This is a genomic window from Pantoea endophytica, assembly GCF_002858935.1.
GTDB classification, from domain to species: domain Bacteria; phylum Pseudomonadota; class Gammaproteobacteria; order Enterobacterales; family Enterobacteriaceae; genus Pantoea; species Pantoea leporis.
Genome location: NZ_PJRT01000009.1, coordinates 264,644 through 281,993 on the forward strand (window position 1 = coordinate 264,644; position 17,350 = coordinate 281,993).

Annotated in this window: 14 protein-coding genes; 8 read left to right on the top strand and 6 right to left on the bottom strand. The window is 55.8% G+C overall.

All coding sequences use genetic code 11. The features are described 5' to 3' along the window. Positions 1-29 precede the first annotated feature (29 nt). Positions 30-1,406 (bottom strand): MocR-like pyridoxine biosynthesis transcription factor PdxR, encoded by a 1,377-nt coding sequence (gene pdxR / locus PZBJ_RS09140; RefSeq protein ID WP_101762214.1) that lies wholly within the window; start codon positions 1,404-1,406, stop codon positions 30-32. Between the two features lie 110 nt (positions 1,407-1,516). Here pdxR and PZBJ_RS09145 point away from each other — a divergent pair, with 110 nt between their 5' ends. From PZBJ_RS09145 to PZBJ_RS09155, 3 genes are all read left to right on the top strand, one after another. Continuing rightward, on the top strand, positions 1,517-1,996 hold the full coding sequence (locus PZBJ_RS09145; RefSeq protein ID WP_101762215.1) for a carboxymuconolactone decarboxylase family protein: 480 nt from the start codon (positions 1,517-1,519) through the stop codon (positions 1,994-1,996). A 95-nt stretch (positions 1,997-2,091) separates the two neighbouring features. Continuing rightward, on the top strand, positions 2,092-2,727 hold the full coding sequence (locus PZBJ_RS09150) for a hypothetical protein (RefSeq protein ID WP_101762216.1): 636 nt from the start codon (positions 2,092-2,094) through the stop codon (positions 2,725-2,727). A gap of 133 nt (positions 2,728-2,860) precedes the next feature. Beyond that, positions 2,861-3,538, top strand: coding sequence for a MarC family NAAT transporter (locus tag PZBJ_RS09155; protein WP_101762217.1), 678 nt, complete (start codon positions 2,861-2,863; stop codon positions 3,536-3,538). Positions 3,539-3,627: 89 nt separating this feature from the next. Here PZBJ_RS09155 and PZBJ_RS09160 read toward each other — a convergent pair whose 3' ends face one another. From PZBJ_RS09160 to PZBJ_RS09170, 3 genes are read right to left on the bottom strand one after another with little or no spacing between them, the layout of a single operon-like run. Further along, positions 3,628-4,884, bottom strand: coding sequence for a c-type cytochrome (locus tag PZBJ_RS09160; protein WP_101762218.1), 1,257 nt, complete (start codon positions 4,882-4,884; stop codon positions 3,628-3,630). 4 nt (positions 4,885-4,888) lie between these two features. Beyond that, entirely contained in the window at positions 4,889-6,658 is a 1,770-nt protein-coding gene (locus PZBJ_RS09165; RefSeq protein ID WP_101762219.1) for a GMC family oxidoreductase, read from the bottom strand. A gap of 37 nt (positions 6,659-6,695) precedes the next feature. Beyond that, positions 6,696-7,427: a gluconate 2-dehydrogenase subunit 3 family protein gene (locus PZBJ_RS09170; protein ID WP_101762220.1), complete on the bottom strand. Its 732-nt coding sequence runs from the start codon at positions 7,425-7,427 to the stop codon at positions 6,696-6,698. Between the two features lie 532 nt (positions 7,428-7,959). Here PZBJ_RS09170 and PZBJ_RS09175 point away from each other — a divergent pair. From PZBJ_RS09175 to PZBJ_RS09190, 3 genes are all read left to right on the top strand, one after another. Then, a complete protein-coding gene (locus PZBJ_RS09175) occupies positions 7,960-9,528 on the top strand; it encodes an ABC transporter substrate-binding protein (RefSeq protein ID WP_101762221.1) in 1,569 nt (522 codons plus the stop codon). 334 nt (positions 9,529-9,862) lie between these two features. Continuing rightward, positions 9,863-11,365, top strand: a complete 1,503-nt coding sequence (locus PZBJ_RS09185) for a helicase HerA-like C-terminal domain-containing protein (RefSeq protein WP_101762223.1) — start codon at positions 9,863-9,865, stop codon at positions 11,363-11,365. A gap of 80 nt (positions 11,366-11,445) precedes the next feature. Beyond that, a complete protein-coding gene (locus tag PZBJ_RS09190) occupies positions 11,446-12,723 on the top strand; it encodes a DUF445 domain-containing protein (protein WP_101762224.1) in 1,278 nt (425 codons plus the stop codon). 32 nt (positions 12,724-12,755) lie between these two features. Here PZBJ_RS09190 and lptG read toward each other — a convergent pair whose 3' ends face one another. Both lptG and lptF read right to left on the bottom strand, forming a co-directional pair. Further along, on the bottom strand, positions 12,756-13,832 hold the full coding sequence (gene lptG, locus PZBJ_RS09195; protein WP_101762225.1) for an LPS export ABC transporter permease LptG: 1,077 nt from the start codon (positions 13,830-13,832) through the stop codon (positions 12,756-12,758). Beyond that, positions 13,832-14,932 (bottom strand): LPS export ABC transporter permease LptF, encoded by a 1,101-nt coding sequence (gene lptF / locus PZBJ_RS09200; RefSeq protein WP_101762226.1) that lies wholly within the window; start codon positions 14,930-14,932, stop codon positions 13,832-13,834. Before lptF ends, lptG begins: the two co-directional genes overlap by 1 nt. 269 nt (positions 14,933-15,201) lie before the next feature. Here lptF and pepA point away from each other — a divergent pair, with 269 nt between their 5' ends. Then, positions 15,202-16,713 (top strand): leucyl aminopeptidase, encoded by a 1,512-nt coding sequence (gene pepA / locus PZBJ_RS09205; protein ID WP_101762227.1) that lies wholly within the window; start codon positions 15,202-15,204, stop codon positions 16,711-16,713. A 173-nt stretch (positions 16,714-16,886) separates the two neighbouring features. Then, the gene (locus tag PZBJ_RS09215; RefSeq protein ID WP_061718226.1) at positions 16,887-17,348 is read left to right on the top strand and encodes a DNA polymerase III subunit chi; all 462 of its coding nucleotides are present in this window, start codon (positions 16,887-16,889) and stop codon (positions 17,346-17,348) included. Positions 17,349-17,350 lie beyond the last annotated feature (2 nt).

A 17,350-nucleotide genomic window follows, 5' to 3' on the forward strand; every position in this document is an offset into this window, starting at 1 on the left:
AGGCGCGAGCTGTCCCTCGCGCCTTTTCTTTAGTCCAGTAACGCTCGCGTCTCCAGCACCGTTCTCTGCAACAACTCCCGCGCCTGGTCCAGCGACCGAATGTTGGTATAGCCAATCACTAGGCCATAACGTTTCTGCGTCTGCATATACCAGCCGGAGAGCGGCAATACGCGCAGCTGATGCCGCTGCCAAATCTCCGCCAGCGCTGTGTCCTGCGTGCCATGCGGCAGGAAGGCGACAATGTGCATGCCGCCATCCGTCAGTTCAAAATCAAACACATCCGGAAAACATGCCTGCAAGGCATCCAGCATCATGCGGCGTCGCTGCTGATAAAGCGTGCGCATCTTTTTGATGTGGCGATAGAAATGCCCTTCGCTGAGGAACTGCGCCAGAATCTTTTGCGGCAGCAGCGACATACCGGTTTCAAGGATTTCCCCCAACTCGCTGAAGCGCGCGATGGTCTCTTTCGGCATCACCAGATAACCCACGCGCATCGCCGGCATCATGGTTTTGCTGAAGGTGCCGGTGTAAAACACCCGATCGTGCACATCCAGGCTTTTCAGCGCCGGAATCACTTTGCGCGTGTAGTGAAACTCGCCGTCGTAATCATCTTCAATAATCCAGCTGTCATTGTGCTGTGCCCACTCCAGCAGTTGATGTTTGCGCGGCAGCGATAAGGTTACCGCCAGCGGGCTGTGATGCGTAGGCGTGACGATGGCGAAACGCGCATCGGCGTGATAGCGCAGCAGATAATCCACATCCATGCCTTGCCGATCGACCGGCACGTAATGCAGATTCGGCGCGATGCGCTTCAGCAGTTTTTGCCCGAAGAAATAGCCGGGATCTTCAAACAACACCTTGTCGCTTGGCTGCGCCAGCACCGCCAGAATCAGTCGCAGGTTGGCGCGATAGCCGCTGGTGATGAAAATCTGTTCCGGCTGGCAGTTAAGTCCACGCGAAATATTCAGGTAGCTGGCGATGGCTTCCCGCAGCGGCTGATAACCCATGACCGGCGGCAAAATCATCTCATCGGCGCGCAGGCTGCGCGCCGCTTTGCCGGAAATAAGCAGCCATTTTTTGTGCGGAAACGCATCCAGCGCCGGGATGCCAAGCCGCAGCTCGCCTTTGCTCTCGCGCTGGATTAACGCGCTCACTGGCGGCGCAGGCACTGCCGTTTTCCCGGTTTTTTCCGGCAGAATCAGTTCAGGATTAACGCGCGTGCCCTTCGCGCCCTGACTGACAAAATAGCCTTCGCCGATCAGGATTTCATAAGCGGCTTCCACCGTTTTTCGCGCCACTTGCAACTCACTCGCCAGCGTACGGATCGCCGGTACGCGGTCGCCCGGCTTCAGCTGCCCTGCAAGAATCTGCTGGCGATATCGCGCATAAATCTCTTTATAACCCACGCCATGCCCTACCTGTTTTCACGTTTTTTGACCCTTTTCACTCAGACATGGAAGTTTAAGATGCCCGCATCACCTTCGCATTGAAAAACGACTGACCTGAGGATAAAAACATGACTGCACGCGTTAACCACTTTAAAACCGTACCGACACTGGTCAAAGCCATGTCCGAACTCTCCATTAACGTCAGTAATGTTTCATTAGAAACCTCACTGAAGCATCTGGTCGATCTGCGCGCCTCGCAGCTCAATCAATGCGCGTTCTGCGTCGACATGCATGTGAAAGAGGCCAAACTGCACGGCGAGCGCGAGCTGCGTCTGCATCATGTGGCGATCTGGCGCGAATCCCCGCTGTTCACCGCCAAAGAGAAAGCGGCGCTGGCGCTGACCGAAGCGCTGACGCGTCTGGGCGATAACGGCATCGACGAAGCGCTGTATAGCGAGGTGCGCGCGCACTTCTCCGAAGTGGAGACCAGCGAGCTGACGTTCTGTATCGCGGTGATCAACACCTGGAATCGCCTGATGGTGCTATCGCAGATGACGCCGGGTGCACTGGACAGCGCTTATGGGTTGGATCGTGCTGATTTACGTTAATTTTTACCGCCAGTCGCTCATGCTGCTGGCGGCACCATGTTCATCTGCGCTGCCTGAGGCTATAGTGAGATTTTGCACCACACAGGACAGCGCACATGAAAGGCATCAACATTGCGATTTACTTCGATCCCGACCAGATTCACATCTGCGTTCACCAGCAGGATGACAGCTATCTCAGCCAACACTTTATTTACGACGACAGCGTAATTGAAGAGATCTATCAGTGGCTGGAGCAGTTCACGCCTAATCGCACCCACATTTGCCTGATTGAGCACGATACCGCCGATATCCTTGCCGATGAATTGGTGGATAACGGTTATCACGTCCATCAGGTGACGCAGCACGATCTCTTGACCTGGTTCGCCAACGAACCGCCTGCCGAACCCGATGGTTCACCGGTGCGCGCGCTGCTGCGTTATCTGGAGAACGAGCAGCCATCCGAATACCAGTCACGCACGCCGCAGATTGAAGCGTTGATGGATCTGCTGGATGAGCTGGACGATCTCGAAGGTGTGGATGAAGTTGAAGATGAAGACAATCTGCCGGATGACGTGCTGCGCCTGATGAAGCAGAAGAAGATCAGTGCGCAAGACGCCGCCCAACGCCTGCTGCCGGATGTGAATGAGCGCATTCGCGAGCATTTAATCAATTATCCCGAACTGATGACGCCTGAGCTGCTGCAGGATTTCTTCCCTGAGCTGATCGAGGCGCTGGATACGCCGAAGCACTAATCAATGAACGCACACACCGTAGCGGCGCGATTTATCGCGCGGTTTTGACCGACTCTCCATCCTCTTAACGCGCAATAAATTGCGCCGTTACGAGCCGTGCGATTATCGAATAATTTTTCAAATGGGACATTTCATGCTGGAGTTGTTTAAAGCCATCGGGCTGGGATTGGTGGTGATTTTGCCGCTCGCCAATCCGCTGACCACGGTGGCGCTGTTTCTCGGCCTGGCCGGAGAGATGAATTTCCAGGAGCGTAATCGCCAGGCGATGCAGGCCTCGATCTACGTGTTCCTGATCATGATGGTGGCGTGGTATGCCGGCAGCGCGGTGTTGCACACCTTTGGCATCTCCATTCCCGGCCTGCGCATGGCGGGCGGATTGATTGTGGCGTTTATCGGTTTTCGCATGCTATTTCCGGCGAAACCGGTCGGGCATTCGGTCGAAGCCGAGCACAAGCAGGATGAACTGGACGCGACCGAGAGCAACCGTGAAACCGTCAACATCGCATTTGTGCCACTGGCGATGCCGAGCACCGCCGGGCCGGGCACCATTGCGATGATCATCAGTTCCGCGTCGACGGTTAAATCGGGCGTAGATTTCCCGGCGTGGGTGGTTGCCGTCGCGCCGGTGCTGACGTTTTTGGCCGTGTCGGTGATTTTGTGGATTTCGCTGCGCAGCTCGGGCGCCATCATGAAGCTGGTTGGTAAAGGTGGCATCGAAGCGATTTCACGTCTGATGGGCTTTTTGCTGGTGTGTATGGGCGTGCAGTTCGTGATTAATGGCGTGTTAGAAGTGATTCACAATTATCATTGAGACCACGTTGAAGACGCGCAATGAATTGCGCCGCTACGGTATTTGCGCCTATCCGTAGCGGCGCGATTTATCACGCAGTTTTAAGCGATTTACTCACCTTTCAACGTTTTACGCACTTCTGCTACCTGATCTTTCTTCACCGCTGGCGCATTGTTGCTCCAGCCCTGACGAATGAAGGTCGCCAGTTTAGCCACTTGATCATCATCCAGACGCTTAGCAAAACCCGGCATTGCCAGCGTTGATGGCGCTTTCTCAGTGGATGGCTGCTGCGCACCGGCCAGAATGGTGTGGATCAAACCACCTGGATCCTTGGCATTGACGATGGTCGCCTGATCCAGCTCCGGGAAGATCCCCGGCGCACCTTTACCGGTGACAAAGTGGCAGGCGCCGCAGTTGTCGATATACAGACGCTCACCTTCCGACAAGCCTTTCGCAGCGGTCAGTTTCGCTTCGGTTGCCTGCTGCTTCTGCACGTTGTACGCCTGCAGCGGCGGATTACCGCCAAGGAACTTCAGGTAAGCCGCGATCGCTTTCAGGTCAGCATCGGTCATGTGCGAGCTGGAGTGCTCAATCACTGACTTCATCTCACCGCCCACTGCGGCCTTATCGTTACGACCGGTTTGCAGGTAATCGACAATCTCCTGCTCGCTCCAGCGCGGCAGACCGCGCAGTGACGGTACATCCCAGCTGTTCAGGCTGCCACCGGCAAGGAACTGATCGTCGCCGCTATCCAGCGCTTTCTCGTTCATGCCGAGGCCACGTGGCGTATGGCAGCTGCCGCAGTGACCCAGGCTTTCCACGATGTAAGCACCGCGATTAACCTCTTCTGACGCGCCGCCAATTGGCTGGAATGGCTTGTCAGAGGTGAACGCCCAGTTCCAGAATCGCATGCCCCAGCGCTGGCTGAACGGGAAGCTCAGATCGGTTTCCGGCGGCTGCTCGCTGCTCGGCTTCACGCCTTTCATGAAATAGACGTAAAGCGCGTGCATATCGGCGTCGGAGATTTTGGCGTAATCCGGGTACGGCATCGCCGGATAGAGACGCGACCCGTTCGGCAATACGCCTTTGCGCACCGCGTCGGAGAACTGCTGCTCGCTGTAGTTGCCGATGCCGTGCTCTTTGTCCGGCGTGATGTTGGTGGAGTAAATGGTGCCGAGATTCGACTCAATCGCCAAACCACCAGCGTAATCCCCTTTACCGGAAACGGTATGGCACGCCATACAGTCGCCGAGACGCGACAGGTATTCACCCTGCTTGATCAATTGAGCTTCATCTTCCGCGTGTGCCTGCAGTGCAAAGCTGCCCAGCAGCACGGCGTTGGCGATTAACAATGATTTTAATTTCATGCGCTTATGCCTGTACCAGTGGACCGGGATTTTTCAGATAATGTTCTTTAATGGCTTGTGCCGCCATCAAGGTGATCGCGCCGATGGTATCGGTCGGGTTCGCCTGGAAGTTTTGCGGGAAGGCGTTGCCGCCCGGTACAAACACGTTATGAACATCCCAGCTCTGCAGGTACTTGTTCAGTGCAGAAGTTTTCGGGTTATCGCCCATCACCGCGCCGCCCACGTTGTGGGTTGAAACGTATTTGGTGAGGTCAAAGTCCGCGCCCATTGGCAGGAAGCTCATGCTCATACTGTCTGGGTTCAGCTCTTTGGCGATGTTGCCGACGATGCCTTTCAGGTGCTGTTGCAGCTTCAGTTCATTCTCTTTCCAGTTGAACGTCATGCGCAGCAACGGCTGACCGCGATGGTCGGTGTAATTCGGATCCAGATCCAGATAGATATCGCGATACGACTGGCAGGTAGTGGTGATGCTGATCTTCATGGAGTGGTTGTACCACTCCTCCAGACCTTCTTTGTAACCCATGCCCCACGATGGCGTGCCTTTCGGCAGCGCAGCAGCCATTGGCGTGCCGGTGGCTTGCGAGCTGTGGATCTTGGCGCCGCCAAGGAAGCCAAGGCCCGGACCGTCGAAGTTGCCTGGCGAGATGTCGTTGAACATCTGGCCGGTGGCGCCGGCGGTGGCGTAAGAGTTGAAGTTTTTGTCTTTGAAGAACAGGGTTGCGCCGCCGTTCGACAGGAACGCGTAGTTACGCCCCACCACACCCTCTTCGGTGATTGGGTTATACGGCTTGCCGATACCGGAGAGCAGCATCAGGCGTACGTTGTAGAGCTGGAAGCTGGAGAGCACCACGATCTTCGCCGGCTGGAACACTTCGTTGCCGTCCACATCGTAGTAAATCACGCCCTTGGCGGTTTTCTGGTCGTCATGCAGTACCACTTTCACCACTTCCGCATGCACTTCGTAAGAGAAGTTCGGCATACGTTTCAACGCATCCATCACCGCCGTTTGTGGTGAGGCTTTAGAGTAGTTGAGGCACGGATATTTCGAGCAGTAGCCGCAGTAGTTACACGGCGCGATCTGGTTGCCGTACGGGTTTTTCCACGCGCGTGATACGCACGCAGACGGGTTCGGGAACGGATGATAGCCGAGTTTGGTGGCCGCTTCTTTGAACATCACGTTGTTCAGCGTATCTTCCAGTGCAGGCAACGGATAAGGTTCAGAGCGCGGACCCTCAAACGGATCGCCGCCCGGCAGAATCTGGCCGCGCAGGTTGCCGGTGTTACCGGATTGACCGCAGATCAGCTCAAACTTGTAGTAATACGGCTCGATCTCTTCCCAGGTGAACGGGAAGTCCATCACGCGCATATCTTCCTGCAGGATGCCCGGCTTGTAGGCCTCATCGACGTAGGTTTTCAGCTTCAGGTCGGTTGGGGTTGGACGAATCAGCACCGCCGTCCAGTGCATGCCCGCGCCGCCCACGCCGGTACCCGGCGCAAACGCACCCCATTTACGGGTGGGCAACGCCGTCTGGCTGCTGTTGTAACGCACGGTAACCGCCACTTCTTTTGGCGTAGCAAACACTTTGTTACGCACGTTGTAGGCGTATTCATCAGCCGGTTTCGGGTAAGCGAAATCCGGGTAATCACGCTCGCCGCCACGCTCCAATGCGCGCACGTCGAGTCCCGCCATCGCCAGTTCAATACTCATCAACGAGCCGGCCCAGCCGAGGCCGCAAACGACGACGTCGACTTCTTTCTTTGTAATCTGTGCCATGTTAATCCTGTCTCACATACCAAAAACGGGGGTGTGCTTACGCGCTTTCACCCAGGAGGCTGACCGGTCCCAGCGGGTACGGCACGTTGTGCTGCTTCACCCATTCGGTAAAGCTGGCGCGCGCGCCCGGGAAGCCGATGGCGATCCAGGCTTTCATGCCTTTGTTGCCGCCATACATCGGGTCAGCGAGGTAGCCGTGTTTGGTATCTGCAAGCAGCTGGCCGAAGAACTGCGAGGCCTTCAGGTTCTCTTCGCCCAGGGCGGCGAAGTCAATGCCGTCGTTTTTGTTCACTTTGGTCAGCACCGCATCTTTCTCTTCCAGTGACAGCTCATGGAACGGTTTCTGGAAGTTGCTTTGCGTCCACTGATTCACCAGCTTGATACCGGTTTGGTACATCTGCTGTGGCGTGAACGGGATTTGATAACCCATGGTGGCAGGCGCATGCACGTTGAACGGACCCTGCATGTAAATCTCTGCCCCGAACTCCGGGCTGTGCAGCTGCTGATCAATAAAGATCGGCACGTTGGTTTCCAGTGCACCTGGCGCTTTACCTTTGCCGCCGGCTGGAATCAGGCGATCGGTTGCGGCCAGAATAAATTGCCACTCATCGGCACTGAAAAAGATCGGTTTATAGTCGGCGAGCTCGGGTGCTGCCATTTCCGCAGCTTGCGCCGCAGTTAATCCCTTAAATACCAGGTCACTTAATGGCAAAGCCAAAAGCGACCCAAGTAAAAACTTACGTCTGGTGGTCGGTTTATTTAGAAGCATGGCGCGACGACTCTCACTTGCTAAGAAAGATAATTATTTTTGTTAATAGCTTTATAAATCGGTAAATAACCTGGCAATCTTAGGGATATAGGTATTTCAGAATGTAAAAATTCAATTATGGATGTGTTTTGATGAAATTAAGTCATCATGTTGAATTTAGGTTAAGGCTTGGTAAAAGGCTTTCGAGGCGAAAAAACAGGGTTTAACCGTACATTTGATGGGAAAGTGGCACGAATCAGTGGGCATTTGACCAGGAATTATCGCGCAAAGAAATAATCGCAGAAATGAATCAATGAAAAAAAATCATACTTCCATACCAGAGAATTATTCTCATTTATAACATCTTATTTACTTTATTGACCAGCAGATGAACGATCTATTTAGCGGAAATGACAAGTCGCGCACAAAATAAACGCAATAATTCCCCCTGGTAATCAATTGTAATATTCCGGCACAGCTCAGAACAAACCGGCATTTTGCCAAAGCGACGGCAGAGATAGAGTGAATTTATCTATCACTCAGGACAATAATAATGCGCTCACTGATTTTGCTCGTCGCTTTATGGGGCAGCAGTTTTGCACTGCACGCCGCCACACCGAAAGATACCCTTGTCGTCGCCGTCCCGCTCGACGGCATTATTAGCTTCGATCCCGCTGAAAGCTTCGAAACCGTCAGTAACAGCGTGCAGCGCAACATCTACCAAACATTAGTGGAGGCGGATCGTCATGATCCGCAGAAGCTGGCACCGCTGTTGGCCACCCACTGGCAACAGGGCAGCACGCCGCACAGCTTAGTGTTCAACATCAAACCCAACGCACACTTCTCCAGCGGCAATCCGGTGACGGCGCAGGATGTGATCTTCTCACTGACGCGCGCGGTGCAGCTGAACAAAGCGCCCTCTTTCATCCTCGCCGAATTTGGCTGGACCAATGAAAACATCGCCAGCCAGTTCAAAGTGCTGAATGACCATCAGCTGGAGATTCAGTGGCCAGCGCAGATTGGTCAGAACCTGGCGCTGCGCCTGCTGACCGCTCCGGTGGCCTCGGTGGTGGATAGCAAAACCGTGCAGCAACACGTCGCTAATAACGATCTCGGCAACGGCTGGCTGCATACCCATTCCGCCGGCAGCGGCGCATTTATCCTTCAGCAATATGTGCCACAGCAGGCGCTGGTGCTGAGCGCCAACCAACAAGCGAATCCGCAGCCGAAGCTGAAACGCATTCTGCTGAAAGGCGTGGCGGATGCCAGTGCGCGTCGTCTGCTGATTCAGCAAGGCGATGTTGATGTGGCGTATCAGCTTGGCCCGGATCAAATTGATGCGCTGAAGAGCGACAAGAATCTGCGCATTGAAGCCTTCCCTTCGAGCCTGGTTTACTACCTCGGTTTCAATACCAAAGATAAAGCGCAACCGGCCTTGGGCAATCCGGCGCTGTGGCAAGCCGCGCGCTGGTTGGTGGACTACAACACCCTCTCGAAGGATTTGCTGAAAGGTCAGTACCGCATTCATCAGAGCTTCCTGCCGCAGGGCTTTGACGGCGCGCTGGACGATCAGCCGTTCCACTACGATGTGGCGAAAGCCAAAGAGATTTTAGCCAAAGGCGGCATCAAGCCGGGGACGAAGTTTGCGCTGACGGTGATCAATCAGCCGCCCTATATTGACGTGGCGCAGGCGCTGCAGGCCAGCTTCGCCAAAGCGGATGTGCAGATTGAGTTACAGCCGGTGGCGGAATCGGAGCTGTGGAGCAAAATGCGCGGTCGCGATTTCCAGTCGATCTTCATTTACTGGGGCGCAGACTATGTCGATCCAAACACCAACGCCAGCGCCTTTGCCTATAACGTGCCGGGCGGTTCCAAAACCCTGGCGTGGCGCGTCGGCTGGGATATTCCGGATCTGAGTGCGAAAACCCGCGCAGCGGCCGGTGAAAGCGATGCGGTTAAGCGCCGTGCGCTCTATACCGATTTGCAGAAAACCGTGCAGCAGAACTCACCGTTCGTGGTGACGCTGCAGGGCGCGCAGCAGGTTGCGGTGCGGAATAACGTGAATCATGTGCAGCAAGGGATTGGTGTGAGTTTGCTGTTTTTTGATACGGTGCAGAAATAGTTTTGGATTGTGCTCGCTTTCCCCCTCCTCGGTCCTCCCACCAAAATTGTGCTCGCTTTCCCCCTCCTCAGTCCTCCCCCATTAATGGGGGAGGAAGATGCTGCCATATGCCAGTGCTGAGGCTGCATGTGGCAGCATCTCCTTCCCCCGTTTACGGGGGAAGGTCGGGATGGGGGACAGCGCGCGCCTAACCTCCTTCCCCCGTTTACGGGGGAAGGCCGGGATGGGGGACAGCAGGCACATAATTACGCCTTTTTCGGCACAATCCTCCTCCCTCCTCGCGCGCCGCTTGCTATCCTTCTGGCATAACCTATTGCCTGAGAGCGAAAAAATCATGACCACTCCGTTACTGATTGCCCAAACGCCTGACGTTCAACTGCATCTTCTCTCCAACATGGCGAACCGCCACGGTTTGATCACCGGCGCTACCGGCACCGGCAAAACCGTTACGCTGCAAAAGCTGGCGGAATCCTTCTCCGATATCGGCGTGCCGGTGTTTATGGCCGATGTGAAAGGCGATCTCACCGGCATTTCCGCCGCAGGCGAAGGATCCGAGAAGCTGCTGGCGCGTCTGGCGAAGATTGGCGTCAGCGACTGGCAGGCGCAGAAAAATCCGGTGATGGTGTGGGATATTTTTGGTCAGCAAGGCCATCCGGTGCGCGCCACGGTATCCGATCTCGGCCCGCTGCTGCTGGCGCGGCTGCTCAACCTTAACGACGTGCAATCGGGCGTGCTGCAAATCATCTTCCGCATCGCCGACGATCAGGGCTTGTTGCTGCTGGATTTCAAAGATTTGCGCGCCATGACGCAATACATCGGCGACAACGCCAAAGCCTTCCAGACGCAATACGGCAACATCAACAGCGCGTCCGTTGGGGCGATTCAGCGCGGATTACTGGCGCTGGAGCAGCAAGGTGCTGAGCACTTCTTTGGCGAGCCGATGCTGGATATCCGCGACTGGATGCGCTGCGATAGCAACGGCAAAGGCTTTATCAATATCCTCTCGGCAGAAAAGCTTTATCAAATGCCGAAACTCTACGCCACCAGCCTGCTGTGGCTGCTGGCCGAGCTGTATGAGCACTTGCCCGAAGCTGGCGATCTCGATAAGCCGAAAATGGTGTTTTTCTTCGACGAAGCGCATCTGCTGTTTACCGACGCGCCGCCGGTGCTGCTGGAGAAAGTTGAGCAGGTGATTCGCCTGATCCGTTCGAAAGGCGTTGGCGTCTATTTCGTTACGCAGAATCCCGCCGATATTCCCGATAACGTGCTGGGCCAGCTCGGCAACCGCGTGCAGCATGCGTTGCGCGCCTTTACCCCGAAAGATCAGAAAGCGGTAAAAAGTGCCGCCGAAACCATGCGCGCCAATCCGGCGTTTGATACCGTCGAGGCGATTCAGGCGCTCGGCACCGGCGAAGCGCTGATCTCCTTCCTCGATGAAAAAGGCAGTCCATCGATGGTGCAGCGGGCGATGGTGATTGCGCCCGGATCGCGCATGGGGCCGGTTACGCAGGATGAACGCAATGGCCTGATCAACAATTCGCCGCTGTACGGTAAATACGATAGCGAAGTCGATCGCGAGTCGGCGTTCGAAATGCTGCAAAAAGGCGTGCAGGCCACCACGCAGCAAGCCAACGCGCCGGAAGCCAAAGGCAACAAGGTTGCCGTTGATGACGGTATTCTCGGCGGTCTGAAGGACATTCTGTTCGGCACCACTGGCCCACGCGGCGGCAAGCGCGACGGCGTGGTGCAGAGCGTGGCGAAGAGTGCCGCGCGCCAGGTCACCAATCAGATCATTCGAGGTGTATTAGGAAGCCTTCTTGGCGGCCGACGTCGCTAATACCCGGCATACTTCAAGCCGCAGGTGCGTTAGCTGTATGTCTTCCTGCAACTCGAATTGTTTAGGGTATTTAAGGAACTATGGATAAATTCCAACAACTTAAGCGCAGTAAACGTCTGGCGCTGTCACTGCTGCTGATTGCGGCAGCCACCTTTATTGTGACGCTGTTTCTGCCAGCCAACTTTTGGGTGCTTGGGCTGAAGGCAATCGCAGAAGCGGCGATGGTCGGCGCATTAGCCGACTGGTTCGCCGTGGTGGCGCTGTTCCGGCGCGTGCCGGTGCCGTTTATCTCACGTCATACGGCAATTATTCCGCGCAATAAAGATCGCATTGGCGAGAATCTGGGTCGCTTCGTGCAGGAGAAATTCCTCGATACCGATTCGCTGCTGGCGCTAATTCGCCGCCACGATCCGTCGCAGATGCTGGCGCAGTGGCTGAACACGCCGGGCAACGCCGATCGCATTGGTCGTCATCTGTTACAGGTGATGCGCGGTTTTCTCGATCTCACCGATGATCAGCGCATTCAGCGCTTTCTGCGCCGTGCGGTGCATCGTGCGCTGGATAAGGTTGATCTTACCCAATCCAGCGCGCTGCTGCTGGATAGCCTGACGAAAAATAATCGCCATCAGGAGCTGCTGGATGCGGCGGTACAACAGCTGCTGCGCTTGCTGCACAAGCCCGGTACGCGCGAGTTTATCGCCGCGCAGATTGTGCGCTGGCTCAAGCGCGAACATCCGATCAAAGCCAAAATGCTGCCCACCGAATGGCTGGGCGAACACAGCGCCGATTTGGTGGCGAATGCGGTGGATTCGATACTCGATCAGGTCGCGCTCGATCAGGGGCATGAGTTGCGCCTGGGCTTCGACCGCGCGGTGCAGCGGCTGATTGAGCGGCTGAAAAGCGATCCCGAAATGGCGGAACGTGCTGAAAACATCAAGAGCTGGCTGAAGGAAGATGAGTCGTTCAATCGCTACATTGGCGAGCTGTGGCAGGATTTACGGGGCTGGCTGAAAGACGATCTAAATAGTGAGGATTCACGGGTGCAGGAGCGCGTCAGACTGGCCGCGCTGTGGCTGGGCGAGACGCTGGCGGCTGACGAAGCGCTGCGCGCCTCGATGAATCAGCATCTGGAAGATGCCGCACGCAGCATAGCGCCTGAGTTTGCTGCCTTCCTGACGCGCCATATTAGCGATACGGTGAAAAGCTGGGATGCGCGCGATATGTCGCAGCAAATTGAGCTGAATATCGGCCGCGACCTGCAGTTTATCCGCATTAACGGTACGCTGGTTGGCGGGACGATTGGGCTGATTTTGTATGTGTTGTCGCAGGTGCCGGGTTGGATCGAGCGTATTCAGTAAAAAGGTCGCCATGAATGGCGACCTTACAAGGCTTAGCGGCGTTTCATCAGCAGGAACAAGCTGATGGCGAAGAACGCGCCGCTTGGCAGAATCGCACCCAGAATCGGCGGCAAACCGTATACCAAACTTAGCGGGCCAAAAATCTGATCTAATACGTAGAACAGGAAGCCAAAGCTAATCCCCGTCACCACGCGCACGCCCATCGATACGCTTCGCAGCGGACCAAAGATAAACGACAGCGCCATCAGCATCATCACCGCCACAGAGAGCGGCTGGAAGATTTTGCTCCACATATTCAGCTGGTAGCGCCCTGCAACCTGGCCGCTCTGCTTGAGGTATTTGCTGTAGTTATACAGGCCGGTGATCGAGAGCGCGTCCGGGTCCAGCGCCACTACGCCGAGCTTGTCAGGCGTCAGGTTGGTTTTCCATTCGCCGCTCAGGCTTTGCGAGCCGGTAATTTGTTTGGCATCTTGCAGATCCGATTCATCGACCTGCGACAGCGCCCAGACCTTTTTATCCGCATCCCAGGCGGCACTCGCCGCATAGCGTACGCTGAGTAAACGGCGCTGATCGCTGAACTTGTAGATGCTGACGCCATCAATCTCGTTATCGCCTTTGATGCGCTCGATGTAGATGAAGTCGTTGCCGTCTTTCGCCCACAGGCCGTTTTGCGTCGAAACCAGCGAGCCACCGTACAGCTGCTGCGCACGGTAGTTACGCGCCATCTGTTCACCCTGCGGTGCAACGAATTCGCCCACCGCCATGGTCAACAGCACCAGCGGAATCGCGGTTTTCATTACTGCCAGCGCCACCTGCATGCGGGTAAAGCCCGATGCCTGCATCACCACCAGTTCACTACGCTGCGCCAGCGTGCCCAAACCGAGCAGTGCGCCCAATAGCGCCGCCATCGGGAAGAAGATTTCGATATCTTTCGGTACGCTGAGCAGCGTGTAATAACCGGCGTCCAGCGCGGTATAAGCGCCCTGCCCGGTTTTCCGCAGCTGATCGACGAACTTAATAATGCCCGACAGCGACACCAGCATGAACAGCGTCAGCATGATGGTGTTAAAGATGGTTTTGCCGATATAGCGGTCAAGAACCTTAAACATCAGACCGATCCTCCACGGCTAAAGCGCGCGCGGATGCGACGCATCGGCACGGTATCCCACATGTTCAGCAGCACCGCCAGCGCCAGATAGGAGAAGTTCACCACCCACATCCAGATGGCCGGATCGAAGCGGCCTTTCGCGGCGTTGGAACGCAGAGAACTTTGCAGTAAGAAGAAGATCAGATACAGCAGCATGGCAGGCAGCATCGACAGCACGCGGCCCTGACGCGGGTTCACCACGCTAAGCGGCACCACCATCAACGCCATAACCAGGACTGCAAAGATCAGCGTCAAGCGCCAGTGCAGTTCCGCCTGGAACTGCGGGGTTTTGGTCTTGATCAGCGTGCTAATATCCGCCTGATCGGCATCGTTCGGATCGAGCGTGGCTTCTTTGTAGCCTATCACCGCCTGATAGTTGACGAAGTCCGTGATGCGGAAGTCACGCAGCAAGGCGGTGCCTTCAAAACGCGTGCCTTTATCCAGCGTCACCACCTGCGAGCCATCTTTGTGTTGCTCCATGTGGCCGCTATCAGCCAGCACCACCGAGGGACGCGCGTTGCCTTTCGGACGCAGCTGCGCCAGGAACACGTTGCCGAAGGTATTGCCCTTCACATCTTCAACAAACAGCACCGCATTGCCGTCGCTAGAGGTCTGGAACTGCCCAGCCGCCAGCGCCGCCGCGCCTGGGTTAGATTTGGCGTTTTGCGTCACTTCCTGCTGATAACGTGATGACCATGGCCCTAACCAAATGACGTTGACTGCCGCCACAAGCGAGGTGAACAGCATCAGGATCATCGCGGCTTTAATCAGCACACTTTTGCCCAGGCCGCAGGCATGCATCACCGTGATTTCACTTTCGGTGTACAGCCGCCCAAGGGTCATTAAAATCGCCAGAAACAGGCTTAGGGGCAGGATAAGTTGTGCCATTTCAGGCACGCCGAGTCCTAACAATGTCAGAACTAAGTTTGTTGGGATTTCGCCATCCACCGCAGCTCCCAAAATCCGCACTAACTTCTGACAAAAGAAGATCAGCAGCAGGATGAAGAGGATAGCCAGCTGGCTTTTGAGCGTTTCCCGAACCAGATATCTAATGATGATCACGCTTAGTACGCCTGTGATAACTTGTCTTTTTGCAGGAAAATCGCTAGTTTCAACGCTTATCAGCCATTTTTCTTCATCAATGGCCGTCATCGTAGCTAAAATAGTATGACGAACGCGTTAGTGTGGTGAAAAAACAACATACTTGTCACCACCACTCATTATGACTACCGGCGTTGAATTGTCATGGCGTCGCAACGAATTAATGAGTTACGAGCGCGCTACATTCTAACGACAGCCAAGGCCGTTGTCTTTAAGATTCAGGAGAGTGCATGGAGTTCAGTGTAAAAAGCGGTAGCCCGGAAAAACAGCGTAGCGCCTGCATTGTTGTTGGCGTTTTCGAACCGCGCCGTTTGTCACCCATTGCTGAGCAGCTGGATAAAATCAGCGATGGCTACATCAGCGCCCTGCTGCGCCGCGGTGAACTGGAAGGAAAAGTGGGCCAAACGCTGCTGCTGCACCATGTGCCGAATATCCTCTCCGAACGCATCCTGCTGATCGGCTGCGGTAAAGAGCGCGAGCTTGATGAGCGCCAGTATAAGCAGGTCATTCAGAAGACAATCAATACCTTGAACGACACCGGCTCAATGGAAGCGGTGTGCTTCCTGACTGAACTGCACGTCAAAGGTCGCAATACTTACTGGAAAGTGCGCCAGGCGGTCGAAACCTCTAAAGAAGCGCTCTACAACTTTGATCAGCTGAAAAGCAACAAAGTCGAGCCGCGCCGTCCGCTGCGTAAGCTGGTGTTCAACGTGCCGACCCGCCGTGAACTTACCAGCGGCGAGCGTGCCATTCAGCACGGTTTGGCCGTAGCTGCCGGTGTGAAAGCCGCCAAAGATCTCAGCAATATGCCGCCAAATATTTGTAACGCCGCGTATCTGGCGTCGCAGGCGCGTCAGCTGGCGGATGCGTACAGCAAAAATGTCACCACCCGCGTCATCGGCGAACAGCAGATGAAAGAGTTGGGGATGAACGCCTATCTGGCGGTCGGCGCAGGTTCGCACAATGAATCGCTGATGTCGGTGATTGAGTACAAAGGCAATCACGATCCGGAAGCGCGCCCCATCGTGCTAGTGGGTAAAGGCTTAACCTTTGATTCCGGCGGTATCTCGATCAAACCGGCCGATTCCATGGATGAGATGAAGTACGACATGTGCGGTGCGGCGTCCGTTTACGGCGTGATGCGCATGGTGGCGGAACTGAATTTACCGCTGAACGTGGTTGGCGTGCTGGTGGGCTGTGAAAACATGCCTGATGGCAAATCGATGCGTCCGGGCGACGTGCTGACCACTATGTCAGGTCAAACCGTTGAAGTGCTGAATACCGATGCCGAAGGCCGTCTGGTACTGTGCGATGCGCTGACCTACGTTGAACGCTTCGAGCCAGAAGTGGTGATTGACGTGGCCACACTGACCGGCGCCTGCGTGATTGCGCTGGGTCACCATGTCAGCGGTTTGATGTCGAACCACAATCCGCTGGCGCACGAGCTGATCAGCGCATCTGAGCAGTCCGGCGACCGCGCCTGGCGTCTGCCGATGGCGGATGAGTATCAGGAGCAGCTGGAATCCAACTTTGCTGATATGGCGAACATTGGCGGCCGTCCTGGCGGTGCGATTACCGCCGCCTGCTTCCTCGCGCGCTTTGCGCGTAAGTTTAACTGGGCGCACCTGGATATCGCCGGTACCGCATGGCGTTCCGGTAAAGCCAAAGGCGCAACCGGCCGTCCGGTACCGCTGCTGTCGCAGTTCCTGCTGAATCGCGCAGGGTTGAACGGCGACGATTGATCTGGTGATGGCTGTCCCCCATCCCGGCCTTCCCCCACAAGTGGGGGAAGGAGACGCTGCTACATGCGAATTCACAACTAACATAGGGCAGCATCTTCCTCCCCCACTTGTGGGGGAGGACCGAGGTGGGGGGACAGCAAGCACCCAGCCCCCCCTCTCATCCAAAGGATCCCATGAAAAACGCCACTTTCTATGTGATGGAGTCTGAGAGCGCCGACGACGGCCTAACCGCCATCGAAGCGTTGGTGTGCTCTCTTGCCGAAACACGCTGGCGTGACGGCAAACGCATCCTGATTGCCTGCGAAAACGAAGAACAAGCCAATCGGCTGGATGAAGCGCTCTGGCAACTTCCGGCTAACGCCTTTGTGCCGCACAATCTGGCGGGAGAAGGCCCGCGCTACGGCGCTCCGGTTGAGCTGGCCTGGCCACAGCGTCGCGGCAGTTCACCGCGCGACCTGCTGATCAGCCTTCTGCCACAGTTCGCAGATTTTGCTACTGGTTTCCATGAAGTGATAGACTTCGTTCCTTATGAAGAATCTCTAAAACAACTGGCGCGCGATCGCTACAAAGCCTATCGCAGCGTTGGTTTCCAATTGAATACGGCGACGCCACCCTCGCCGCAAACGACAGTGTAGAA